Origin of the sequence: Pseudofrankia saprophytica, assembly GCF_000235425.2 — a bacterium.
GTDB classification, from domain to species: Bacteria; Actinomycetota; Actinomycetes; order Frankiales; family Frankiaceae; genus Pseudofrankia; species Pseudofrankia saprophytica.
The window spans coordinates 6,565,998-6,577,847 of record NZ_KI912266.1; the positions used below are offsets into that span (position 1 = coordinate 6,565,998).

Sequence of the window (11,850 nt, forward strand, 5' to 3'; positions counted from 1 at the left end):
GCTGCTCGCCGCACTCCTCGCCGGCTGCACCGGCGGCGGCTCGGGCGGCACCGATGCCAGCGCCTCGCCACCGCCGCCGAGCAAGCCGGGGACGTTGCGCATACTCGCCGGCTCCGAGCTGAAGGACCTCGAACCGCTGCTGCCGGACCTGAAGAAGGCGACCGGCATCACCGTCACGCTGAGCTACACCGGCACCCTCGACGGGGCCGACAAGATCCTGCACGGCGGCGCGGACGCGGATGCCGCCTGGTTCTCCTCCGACCGCTACCTGCGCCTTCTGCCCGGCGGTCCGGCCAAGGAGCTGGTCCGCACCCCTGTGATGCTCTCCCCGGTGGTCCTCGGCCTCCGGACCCCGCTCGCGCAGCAGTTCGGCTGGACGGGCGACACGCAGGTCAGCTGGGGCGACATCGCCGCGAAGGTCGCCTCCGGCCAGCTCACCTACGCCATGACCAACCCGGCCGCCTCCAACTCCGGCTTCTCCGCGCTCGTCGGGGTGGCGGCGGCGTTCGCCGGCACCGGCGACGCGCTGCAGGCCTCCGACATCAAGACCGCCCCGCTCACCAGCTTCTTCTCCGGCCAGGTGCTCACCGCCGGCAGCTCCGGCTGGCTGACCGACGCCTTCGTCAAGGCCCCCGCCACCAGCGTCGGCGCGATGATCAACTACGAGTCGGTGCTGCTCACCCTGCAGCGCTCCGGCGCGGCCGGCCCGATCACGATCATCCGCCCGCACGACGGCGTCATCACCGCCGACTACCCGATGGCCCTGCTCGCCGACAACCGCCGCGACGAGTACACCCGCGTCGTCGACTGGCTGCGCTCCCCCGAGGCTCAGCGCCGCATCCAGAACGACACCAGCCGCCGCCCCGCCGTCCCCGGTGTTCCCCTGGACGCCCGCTTCGGCACCAACACGCCGATCGAGCTGCCGTTCCCGGCCACCCAGCAGGTCGCCGACCAGCTGCTCGCCGCCTACTTCGACGAGTACCGCCGCCCCACGCACGCGATCTACGTGCTGGACGTCTCGGGCTCCATGGAGGGCGACCGGCTGGCCGCGCTCCAACAGGCCCTCGTCGGGCTGACCGGGGCGGACGACAGCCTCGCCGGCCGGTTCGCCCGGTTCCGCGGCCGGGAGCACGTCACCATGATCACCTTCAGCAGCAAGGTGACCGGCACCCGCGACTTCACCATCACCGACCCGAGCCCCGGCTCGGCGGACCTGAAAGCCATCACCGGTTTCGCCGGGTCACTGCGGGCGGGCGGCAACACCGCCGTCTACACCGCGCTCGACGCCGCCTACGACAAGGCGACCCAGGCAATGAAGGCCGACCCGACCGCGCTGACGTCGATCGTGCTGATGACCGACGGCGAGACCAACAGCGGCCTCGACGCCGACGGGTTCACCAGCCGCTACGACGCCCGGCCCGCCGGGGCCCGCGCCGTGCGCACGTTCGCGGTCGTCTTCGGCGAGGCCGACCGGGACGCGCTCACCGCCATCGCGACCAACACCGGCGGGGCGGTCTTTGACGCCACAGCGCCGGGTGTGTCCCTGTCCGACGTGTTCCGGGAGATCCGTGGCTACCAGTAGGGACCGCGAAGGCCGGGACACCCCCGCAGGTCCGCCCGCCAGCCCCGCTGGCGGGGGCCTCATGGGCTGGCTCGGGTCCGGCCGCAACATCCTCGGGTGCGTCGGCGCGCTCCTCGGCGTACTGCTGGGGGTCCTCGGGGTCATCCCGGCCCCCTGGTGGCCGCTGGGCGTCGCGGCGCTCTACGCGGCGGGCGCGCTGGCGTTCCCTCGCCGGGCCGCGAGCGGACCCGATGTCCTCGACGCCCTCGGCGAGGACTACGGCGACCGGGTGGACGTCGAACGGCTGCGGGCAGCGGCCCAGGCGCACCACAAGTCGCTCATCGGCCGAGCCCCGACGGAGGTGATCCGTGCGACCGAGCGAGTCACCACCGCGCTCGACGAGCTGTTCGACCGTCCGGGGCTGCTGCGCCGGGGCTCGCCGGAGACCGACCTCGTCGAACGGCTCGTGGATGACTACCTGCCGACCGCGTTGGACAGTTACCTGAGCCTGCCGCGAACGTTCGCCGGAACGCACCGCCTGCGCGACGGGCGCACGCCCCGCCAGGTGCTGCTCGACCAGCTGGTGTTGCTGGAGCGGGCCGTTCGGGAGGTGACCGAGGACGCCAGCAGCGGCGAGGCAAGCCGGCTGCTCGCCCACGAGCGCTTCCTGGCCGACCGGTTCGGCCCGAACGCCCTCGAGATTCCCGACCAGCCGGAGCCCGTGGACCCGAGCGACCCGCCGGACGCCAGGAAATGAAGAACGGCGCCGATCGGAAGCTCGGGGGGTACTTCCGGTCGACGCCGTTGTACTCGACAGTAGCAAACCTGTCCCCCGAATGTCCCGATCGTGTCCCCCAAATGTCTGCGGGATCGCACACCCGGGGGACAACGTTCGGCCGCCGGGCGCCCGGCGGACTCCGGCGGCCGAGTGCCTACATCGGGCCCAGCTGGGCGTTCAGATAGGTGACGACCTTGTCGAGGGCGATGCGCTGCTGGGCCATCGAGTCGCGCTCGCGGATCGTCACGGCCTGGTCGGTCAGCGTGTCGAAGTCGACGGTGACGCAGTACGGGGTGCCAATCTCGTCCTGGCGCCGGTAGCGGCGGCCGATGGCCTGGGAGTCGTCGTACTCGACGTTCCAGTGCCGGCGCAGCTCGGCGGCGAGGTCCTTGGCGACGGGCGACAGGTCGGCGTGGCGGGACAGCGGCAGCACCGCGGCCTTCACCGGGGCCAGCCGCGGGTCGAGGCGCAGCACGATGCGCCGGTCGACGCCGCCCTTCGTGTTCGGCGCCTCGTCCTCGTCGTAGGCGTCGAGCAGGAAGGCGAGCGTGGTCCGGTCGGCGCCGGCCGCCGGCTCGATGACGAACGGCGTGTAACGGGTGCCCGTCGCCTGGTCGAAGTACGACAGGTCGGCGCCTGAGCCCTTGGAGTGCGCGGTCAGGTCGAAGTCGGTGCGGTTCGCGATGCCCTCCAGCTCACCCCACTCCAGGCCGGCGAAGTTGAACCGGTACTCGATGTCGACCGTGCGCTTGGCGTAGTGGGAGAGCTTCTCCTTCGGGTGCTCGAAGTGGCGGAGGTTCTCCGGCTTGATGCCGAACTCGGTGTACCACTTCGTCCGCTCGGTGATCCAGTAGTCGTGCCAGGTCTCGTCCTCGCCCGGCGGCACGAAGAACTCCATCTCCATCTGCTCGAACTCGCGGGTCCGGAAGATGAAGTTGCCCGGGGTGATCTCGTTGCGGAACGACTTGCCGATCTGGCCGATGCCGAACGGCGGCTTGCGCCGCGCCGTCGACTGGACGTTGGCGTAGTTGATGAAGATGCCCTGCGCGGTCTCGGGGCGCAGGTAGGCCAGGCCCGAGGCGTCCTCGACCGGGCCGAGGAAGGTCTTGAGCAGGCCGTTGAAGTTCTTCGGCTCGGTGAACTTGCCCCGGGTGCCGCAGTTCGCGCAGACCACTTCGGACAGGTCGGTCGGCTTGCGGCCGTGCTTGGCCTCGAACGCCTCCTCGAGATGGTCGGCGCGGTAGCGCTTGTGGCAGTTCGTGCACTCGGTCAGCGGGTCGGTGAACACCTCGACGTGACCGGAGGTCTCCCACACCTCGCGCGCGAGGATGACGCACGAGTCGAGGCCGACCACGTCGTCGCGGCCCTGCACGACCGCCTTCCACCAGGCGCGCTTGACGTTGTTCTTCAGCTCCACACCGAGGGGCCCGTAGTCCCAGGACGCCCGCAGACCGCCGTAGATCTCACTCGACGGGAACACGAGGCCCCGCCGCTTGGAGAGGCTGACGATGGTGTCCATCAGGTCGGATGTGCCTGCCACGGACCCTGCTCCTTAACCACTGACGTCTCGTCGTCGAGGCGATGTACAGGGGTCCAGCCTACGGACTCGGACGGCCACCCGGTGACGGCCCGCGCCGGCACCGCGCCGGAGCGGGCCCGGCGTCCCCTGCCGGGCGCTCAGATCACGTCGAGGTCGAGGTACTCGGCGAGCCAGGCGCGCAGGCGCTCGCCGTCTACCAGCTCGAGGCGGTTCTTCGCCGCGAACTCCCAGGACGAGGGGCCGAAACCCGACGTCGTCACCAGGATCCCCTTGATCGCGTCCCGGTCGTGGACGGTGCCGGCGAGCTCGCGCACGTAGTGCGCCGCCACCGTGCGCTTCAGCCGCTTCACCGAGATCACGATGAGCCCGCTGGCGAGCGCGTCGTCGGAGCGCACCTCCACGTCGACGCCGCCGTCGCCGGAGCGCCCGGTGCGCTGGGTGTTGTAGCCCATCTTCGTGAACAGGTTCGCGACCAGCTGCTCGAAGTCGTACGGATCCATCGCCAGCAGGTCCAGCGGCGCCCGCCGCGCCGCCCTGGCCACGGGCCGGACGTGCAGCCGCCGGCTGGCGCCCGCCCAGCCACGCCGGCCGTTCGAGCCGTCATCACGGTCGTCGCCGCTGTCATCGCGGCCCCGGGCGCGCGCGCCGTCCCAGCCGCTGACCCGGCCGCCCGCGGCGCCCGCGGGGTCGGCGGGGTCGGCGGGGTCGGCGCCGGACTGGCGGGGCCAGGCCGGCCACGCCCCGGTCGGGGAGGCGACGATCGCGGTCGGGGCCTCGGACGGGTCGACGCCCCCGCCGGTCCCCCAAGGGGACCGCGGGTAGGGCCTGGTCGGGGCGATGGGCTCCGCCCTGCCCCCGGCCGGGCGGCGCGGCATCTCGGGCAGGGTGGGCGGCAGCGGGGCGGCGGGCCGGACGCGGACCTCCGGCGGCGCGGGCCGGACGGGGGCGACGGGTGCCTCCTCGACGCGGACGCCATGCTCGGTCAGCAGCGCCGCGGTACCCGCCTCCCAGCCCTGCGAGACCGCGCGGACCTTCCAGCCGCCGCCGCGCCGGTACAGCTCGACGAGCACCACGCAGCGCTCCGCGCCCTCGGCGGTGACCCGGTGGCTCACCGCCCAGCCGCCGTCGGTGCCGGGCCCGTCCCAGGCCGACTCGCCGGCCTCCTCGACGCGGACCCGCAGGCCGGCGTCGTCGGCGAACGTGCCGAGCCAGCCGTCGTCCAGACCGGCGGCCACGACCACCGCCTCGACGTCGTCCGCGAGGTCGCCGAGCGCGATCCGCACACGCCGGTCATCGACCTGCCACAGGCAGCCGTCCGCCGAGCGTCGCTGGTTGTAGAAGGCGAGGTCGCCGTCGTCGCGGACGCGCCGGTCGCCGGTCAGCTCGAGCGCGAACAGGTCCACGGCGTGGGCCGGCAGGCTCGATGCGAGCGACACCCGCGCCACCGGGCTCGGCACCGTGGTGTTCGCGCCCTTCGCGAGTTCCAACCACTCCCCCACGGTCGGGCCATATGGCGCGGAAACGGCCAGCTTAGGCAGCCTATCCGGGCCAAGGTCCCAAGTTCGGGGCGAATCCGGCGTCCTCCGTCGGCTCGCCGCGGCACCGGCGGGGCCGAGGCTGGCCCGCACGCCGACCGACTACCTTCCGCAGTCAGGCGCACACGGCTCAGCGCGCCCGAGCGGCCCTGAACCGAGACCGCCAGGGCTCCCGGCTGGCCCCGGCCCAGGTGTCCCGCCGGCATGCTGCGCGCGGAGGGCCCGCCGCGAGACGAACCGTGTCAGACCAGCATCCCTATAGACCACCTGAGCTGACACAGTTGACCAAGGCGGTGGGGAAGCGTGTCGGATGGGCTTGTCTATGGCAACGCTGGTCTGCCTCGGTTCGGCGTTGAGGCCGCCCGCGGGCGGGTCAGCGGCCGGGGGCGGCGCTGGCGGCGTCGGGGGCGAGGGCCGAGCCATAGCCGCTGGGGGCGGCCGCGGGACTGTCCTGACCGACGAGCACCTCGAACGCGCCCGGGGCGTCGACGGCGTGGGCCAGCAGCGGAGTCAGCTCCATCTTGACGTCGAACCGGCCCAGCGCCCGCCGCCAGGCACCCGGGCCGTCCCACTCGGTGACCAGCACCCACTCGTCCGGGTCGTCGACCGCGCGTGCGAGCCGGCCTGACCGGTAGCCGTCGGCCTGCCCCAGGGCGGTCAATGCCCGGCTCGCTCCCGCCGCGAACTCGCCGGCGGCGGCCGTCTCACCGGAGCCGGCCGGCAGCCGGAACCGCACGATCGCCAGCACGGGCGCCGCCACAGGACGGCGGGGCGGGACGGCCGGGACGGCCGGGACGGCCGGGACGGCCGGGACGGCCGGGCCCGGGTCGGCGGCGGGCTCGGCTCCAGGTCCAGGCATGTCAGGCACTGGCCGCGACGCCGCCGTACCGGCGGTCGCGGCGGGCGTAGTCCTCGCAGGCGGCCCACAGGTCCCGGCGGTCGAAGTCGGGCCAGAGGGTGTCGACGAACGCGAACTCGGCGTAGGCCGCCTGCCAGAGCAGGAAGTTCGACAGGCGCTGCTCGCCGGAGGTACGGATGAGCAGGTCGACGTCGGGCATGTCCGGCTCGTCGAGGTAGCGGGCGACGGTGCGCTCGTCGATCTTCTCCGGCCGCAGCAGGCCGTTCTTCACGTCCCGGGCGATGGCGGCGGCGGCGTCGGCGATCTCGGCCCGGCCGCCGTAGTTGATGCACATCGCCAGCGTGAGCCGGTCGTTGGCGTGGGTGCGCTCCTCGGCCTTCTCCAGGCGGCGGATGACGCTGTTCCACAGCCGGGGGCGCCGGCCGGCCCAGCGGACCCGCACCCCGAGCGCGTCCATGTCGTCGATGCGCCGGCCGAACACGCCGTCGACGAAGCGCATCAGGAAGGCCACCTCGTCCGGTGAGCGCTTCCAGTTCTCCGTCGAGAACGCGTAGACCGACATCCACCGGACGCCGAGCTCGATGGCACCCTCGACGCAGTCGAAGAGCGCGTCCTCGCCCGCCTCGTGGCCTTTCGTCCGCGGCAGCCCGCGCAGCGTCGCCCAGCGGCCGTTGCCGTCCATGACGATGGCCACGTGCTGGGGCACCAGCTCCTTCGGCAGCGTCGGCGGACGCGCCCCGGACGGGTGCGGATGCGGGTCCCGGCGGGGCCTGACCCCGCCATCCTGCAGGCTCACCGGAAGTCCACCTCCCCGCTGATCCAGCCCGATTCCGACGCGCATTGCCTCCCCCATCTTTATGCCTGGTCCTTGACCGTTCCCACCGGGGTGCCGCGCCGCCGACCACCGCCCGACCTCGGCCGGCTCTCGGCCTCGGCAGACTCCCGACCTCGGCAGACTCCCGACCTCGGCAGACTCCCGACCTCGACCTCGGCCTCGGCCTCGCCTGCCCACCAGTCCCCACCATTCAGTGTCGGCCGATGCGGTCGACGGCGCCGGCCAGCGGTCCGATACCGCCGTCACGCTCGTTCGAGGTGCGGCAGGGCGCGCAGTCCCCGTTCAAGATGCCACTGCAGGTAGGCGGCGACGAGCCCGGCCGCCTCCCGTCTCGTCCTGCTGTCGGTGACCTCGGCGCCAGCCCAGTCACCGTGCAGCAGGTCCGCGAGCAGCCCGACCGCGGCGAGCGACACCGACGCGGCCCCGTGCGGCCGGCACCGCGGGCAGACTATGCCGCCGCCGGCGACCGACACCGACGGGTGCGGGCCGGGCTCCCCGCAGTGGACGCAGTCGTCCAGCGCCATCGCGTACCCGCTGACCGCGAGCGCCCGCAGCAGGAACGCGTCCAGCACCAGACCGGACGGGTGCACGTCGGACGCCAGCGTGCGCAGGCCGCCGACGAGCAGCAGGAACAGCCGCAGCGCCGGCTCGCGCTCCTCGCTGGTCAGCCGCTCGGACGTCTCCAGCATGACCGCGGCCGCGGTGTGCCGGCCGTAGTCGCCCGCGAGGACGGCGCCGTACGGCCCGAGCAGATCGGCCTGGGTGACGGTGTCCAGGGATGAGCGCCCCTGGTGCAGCTGCAGGTCGACGTACATCGCCGGCTCCAGCCGGGCGCCGAACCGCGACGACGTGCGGCGCACCCCCTTCGCCACCGCGCGTACCCGGCCGTTACGTCGGGTGAACAGGGTGACGATCCGGTCTGCCTCGCCGAGGGGCATCGTGCGTAGCACAACACCCTCGTCGCGGTACACCGGCATACGTCCATGGTCGCATAGCCGCCCGGTTGGCCCACGGTTCGGCCCAGCCCGGCCCGGTCCGCGCGGTCCGCGCGGTCCGGGCTGCCACGTTCCGTGGCCGGCCCTGGGACGGCGGCCGACGGCCCGGGCTCAGAAGCCGAGGCGGCGCAGCTGCTTGGGGTCGCGCTGCCAGTCCTTGGCGACCTTGACGTGCAGGTCCAGGAAGACCGGGGTGCCCAGCAGCGCCTCGATCTGGCCGCGGGCTCTGGTGCCGACATCCTTGAGCCGAGCGCCGCGGGCGCCGATCACGATCGCCTTCTGGCTGGGCCGCTCGACGAAGACGTTGACGTGGACGTCGAGCAGCGGCCGGTCGGCCGGCCGGTCCGGGCGGGGCAGCATCTCCTCGACGACGACGGCGAGCGAGTGCGGCAGCTCGTCGCGCACGCCCTCCAGCGCCGCCTCACGAACCAGCTCGGCGACCATCACCCGCTCCGGCTCGTCGGTGAGCTCGCCGTCCGGGTACAGCGGCGGCCCTTCCGGCAGCCGCGCGACCAGCAGGTCGGCCAGCACGTCGAGCTGGAAGGTGGCCTCGTCGCCCCCGGCGGACCGCCGTCCCGGGACGGCGCTCACCGGGATGATCTCGGCGAAGTCGCCGAGGGAGGCGAGCTCGAGCAGCCGTGCGCCGAGCCGGTCCGGCTCGGTGACCCGGTCGGCCTTGGTGAGGATGGCGATGACGGGCGTGCGCTTCGGCAGCCGCGACAGCTCCTCGGCGATGAACCGGTCGCCGCGGCCGACCGGCTCGTCGGCGGGCGTGCAGAAGCCGACCACGTCGACCTCGGAGAGGGTGGCGCGCACGACGTCGTTGAGCCGCTGGCCGAGCAGGGTGCGCGGGCGGTGCAGGCCGGGGGTGTCGACGAGTATCAGCTGGGCGTCCGGCCGGTGCACGATGCCGCGGATCGCGTGCCGGGTGGTCTGCGGCCGACCGCTGGTGATCGCCACCTTGGTGCCAACCAGGGCGTTGGTCAGCGTCGACTTGCCGGCGTTCGGCCGGCCGACGAAGCACGCGAAGCCGGAGCGGAACGCCGGGCCCGCCACCTCCTCGGCGGGGGCGGACGAGCCGGTCATGGCCGGGGAGTCGCCGGGCCGGTGGCTGGTGGCCTGGCGGGGTCGCTCGGTCGGGAACGGGCGCGGCACGTCAGACCGTCGTCCTGGTACGGGCGACGCCGTCCGGCCCGGCGAGCAGGACCGGGACGCCGGCGCCGAACTCGGCGAGCACGGCAAGGTCGTCGGCGGCGAGCTGGTCCGCCTCCGACACGACCGCGGCGGCCTCGAACCGGCGGGCGCCGCTCGCGGCGGCGGCGGCGACGGCCGCGCGCAGCGCCGCGGTCACGAGCTCCGGGCGGGCATGCCCCACGGTGGCCGCGGCATACGTGCGCCCGTCGGTATCCCGCACGGCCGCGCCTTCGGCCCGCTCGCCGCGCGGGGTGTAGGCCCGCAGCCGGGCGGACCGCGCGAGCACCACCAGCTTGGCGTCCTCTGCGGCCAGCTCGCCGGTCACCGGTTCACCGGCCACCGACTCACCGGCCAGCATGATCTGGTTGGCCTCGCTGCCCATCGCGCTCGTCACCCTTCTCCCTGCCTGCCTCCCGGCCACCCGCCGTCCCCGCGTCCCGGCCGCCGGCCGAGCCGGCTGACCTTGCCGCGGGGCGACCGGCGGTGTCCGCCTCATCGCCGTCGTCCGGGCCGTCGGTGTCGGCGGCCACCCGGTGTACCACGACGGTACCGATCTGGTTGCGCCTGCCGGCGGCGCGTTCCGCGACCAGCGACAGCCCGCCGACCGTGGCCATCGCCCCCGGGATCGGCACCCGGCCGAGCGCGCTGGCCAGCAGCCCGCCGACGGTCTCCACGTCGTCGGACCCCGGCAGGTCGTCCTCGGCGACGCCGAACAGCTCCGCGAGGTCCTCGACCTCGAGCCGGGCGGTCACCCGGGCGGTGTCGGCGTCGAGCCACTCCACCCGCGGGACCGCGCTGTCGTACTCGTCGACGATCTCCCCGACGATTTCCTCCAGGATGTCCTCGATGGTGACCAGGCCCGCGGTGCCGCCGTACTCGTCGATCACGACTGCCATGTGGGTCCGCGACGCCTGCATCTCGCGCAGCAGGTCGTCGGCCGGCTTGCTCTCCGGCACGAGCGCCGGAGCGCGCATCACCGAGTCGACGGGCTCGCCGCCGCCGCCCGCGCGCTCGCGGCCGACAAGGTCCTTGAGGAAGGCGATCCCGACGACGTCGTCGACGCTCTCCCCGATCACCGGGATGCGGGAGAAGCCGCCGCGCAACGCCAGCGAGATGGTCTGTTCGACGGTCTTCGTCGACTCGATGAAGACCATGTCCGGGCGGGGCACCATGACCTCACGCACGAGCGTGTCCCCAAGTTCGAAGACGGAGGCGATCATATCGCGCTCCTCCGGCTCGATGACCTCGTTCTCCTCGGCGAGGTCGACGAGGTCGCGCAGTTCGGCCTCGGAGGCGAACGGACCGTCGCGGTAGCCCTTTCCCGGGGTGACCGCGTTGCCGAACGCGATCAGCAGCCGCGGCAGCGGGCCGAAGATCCACGCGAGCCTGACCGTGAGCCCGGCGCTGGCGAGCGCGACCGTGGGGGCGTGCTGGCGCCCGAGGGTGCGGAACATCACCCCGACGAGGACGTAGGAGATCAGCGTCGCGATCGCCGCGCCGAGGAACACCGCGGCGAACCCGGTGCCGTAGGCATGCGCCGCCACGATCGTGACGCAGGCCGCGGCGACCATCTCGCCGATGATCCGCAACAGCAGCAACAGCGCGAGGTACCGGCCCGGGTCCGCGACGACCGTCGCCAGCCGGCGCGCGCCCGGCCGGGAGTGGCGGACGAACTCCTCGACCGTGACCCGCGATACCCGGGTCAGCGCGGCGTCGACACCCCCCAGGGCGGCCGCGGCCAACGCTGCGACGACCGCCAGCAGGATGAGCGGCACATCCGCCGAGCTCATCGAGAAGCCCTTCTCATCGAGACGGCCCTCTTCGGGACGTCCTGTTCATCAGAATGCCCTGGACCGGATCCGTGACCCGGATCTTGCCCAGAGCGAGGAACGGCCTGGCGCAGGAGGCGTGGTACGGCGGGGAACGGTTGTTTCGCGCTCGGACCCCCCGTGCCCGGACGACCCCCGTGCCCGACCGGCTTGCTCAGCTGGTGGAGCCGGCGGCCTGCCCGGTGGCGTTGGCGGTCTCCCAGCGGGCCAGCAGGTCCTCCTGCAGGCGGAACATCTCGCGTTCCTCCGCCGGCTCCGCGTGGTCGTAGCCGAGCAGGTGCAGGATGCCGTGGGTGCACAGCAGGTGCAGCTCGCGCTGGGTCGAGTGGCCGGCGCTCGCGGCCTGGCGCCGGGCCACCTCGGGGCAGAGCACGACGTCGCCGAGCAGCGTCGTCGGGTCGGAGTCGGCCGAGTCGGCGTAGCTGGACTCGAACGCCTCGTCCTGCGGGAAGGCGAGCACGTCCGTCGGGCCGTCCTCGCCCATGTAGCGCACGTGCAGCTCGGTCATGGCCGCCGTCTCGACGAGCATGACGGACAGCTCGGCCAGCGGGTTGACCTTCATCCCGTCCAGCACGAACCGGGCGAGCGCGGCGAGCGCCACCTCGTCGACGTCGGTCTCGCCCGCCTCGTTGGCGATGAACACGGACATGTCGGTGCCTCTCCTAACCAGCGTTCGCGGCCGCGACGCCGCCGGTGCCACCGGCGCCGGCCGTCACCGGCGGTC

Annotated in this window: 11 protein-coding genes; 2 read left to right on the plus strand and 9 right to left on the minus strand. The window is 73.3% G+C overall.

Annotated features, from left to right (window positions below; all coding sequences use genetic code 11):
- Position 1 precedes the first annotated feature (1 nt).
- Together FRCN3DRAFT_RS46655 and FRCN3DRAFT_RS46660 are read left to right on the plus strand one after the other, a co-directional pair.
- Positions 2-1,582 carry a VWA domain-containing protein gene (locus FRCN3DRAFT_RS46655; RefSeq protein ID WP_007519808.1) on the plus strand — a complete coding sequence of 527 codons (1,581 nt, stop codon included), beginning with the start codon at positions 2-4 and terminating at the stop codon, positions 1,580-1,582.
- On the plus strand, positions 1,569-2,318 hold the full coding sequence (locus FRCN3DRAFT_RS46660; protein WP_051466387.1) for a hypothetical protein: 750 nt from the start codon (positions 1,569-1,571) through the stop codon (positions 2,316-2,318). The genes FRCN3DRAFT_RS46655 and FRCN3DRAFT_RS46660 overlap by 14 nt, the downstream gene beginning before the upstream one ends.
- A 175-nt stretch (positions 2,319-2,493) precedes the next feature.
- Here the strand turns inward: FRCN3DRAFT_RS46660 and FRCN3DRAFT_RS0227830 are convergent, their stop codons facing one another.
- From FRCN3DRAFT_RS0227830 to ybeY, 9 genes are all read right to left on the minus strand, one after another.
- Complete coding sequence (locus FRCN3DRAFT_RS0227830) at positions 2,494-3,879, minus strand: glycine--tRNA ligase (protein WP_007519806.1); 1,386 nt, start codon at positions 3,877-3,879, stop codon at positions 2,494-2,496.
- Between the two features lie 137 nt (positions 3,880-4,016).
- Complete coding sequence (locus FRCN3DRAFT_RS0227835; protein ID WP_007519805.1) at positions 4,017-5,378, minus strand: restriction endonuclease; 1,362 nt, start codon at positions 5,376-5,378, stop codon at positions 4,017-4,019.
- Positions 5,379-5,787: 409 nt separating this feature from the next.
- The gene (locus FRCN3DRAFT_RS0227840; RefSeq protein WP_007519803.1) at positions 5,788-6,273 is read right to left on the minus strand and encodes an antibiotic biosynthesis monooxygenase family protein; all 486 of its coding nucleotides are present in this window, start codon (positions 6,271-6,273) and stop codon (positions 5,788-5,790) included.
- A 1-nt stretch (position 6,274) separates the two neighbouring features.
- The gene (locus FRCN3DRAFT_RS0227845; protein WP_007519801.1) at positions 6,275-7,069 is read right to left on the minus strand and encodes an isoprenyl transferase; all 795 of its coding nucleotides are present in this window, start codon (positions 7,067-7,069) and stop codon (positions 6,275-6,277) included.
- A 281-nt stretch (positions 7,070-7,350) separates the two neighbouring features.
- A complete protein-coding gene (gene recO / locus FRCN3DRAFT_RS0227850) occupies positions 7,351-8,085 on the minus strand; it encodes a DNA repair protein RecO (RefSeq protein WP_027141002.1) in 735 nt (244 codons plus the stop codon).
- Positions 8,086-8,214: 129 nt separating this feature from the next.
- Positions 8,215-9,159 (minus strand): GTPase Era, encoded by a 945-nt coding sequence (gene era / locus FRCN3DRAFT_RS0227855; RefSeq protein ID WP_027141003.1) that lies wholly within the window; start codon positions 9,157-9,159, stop codon positions 8,215-8,217.
- A gap of 100 nt (positions 9,160-9,259) precedes the next feature.
- Positions 9,260-9,655, minus strand: a complete 396-nt coding sequence (locus FRCN3DRAFT_RS0227860) for a cytidine deaminase (protein ID WP_051467226.1) — start codon at positions 9,653-9,655, stop codon at positions 9,260-9,262.
- On the minus strand, positions 9,642-11,087 hold the full coding sequence (locus tag FRCN3DRAFT_RS0227865; RefSeq protein ID WP_007519795.1) for a hemolysin family protein: 1,446 nt from the start codon (positions 11,085-11,087) through the stop codon (positions 9,642-9,644). Before FRCN3DRAFT_RS0227865 ends, FRCN3DRAFT_RS0227860 begins: the two co-directional genes overlap by 14 nt.
- 193 nt (positions 11,088-11,280) lie before the next feature.
- Positions 11,281-11,775: an rRNA maturation RNase YbeY gene (gene ybeY / locus FRCN3DRAFT_RS0227870; RefSeq protein ID WP_007519793.1), complete on the minus strand. Its 495-nt coding sequence runs from the start codon at positions 11,773-11,775 to the stop codon at positions 11,281-11,283.
- Positions 11,776-11,850 lie beyond the last annotated feature (75 nt).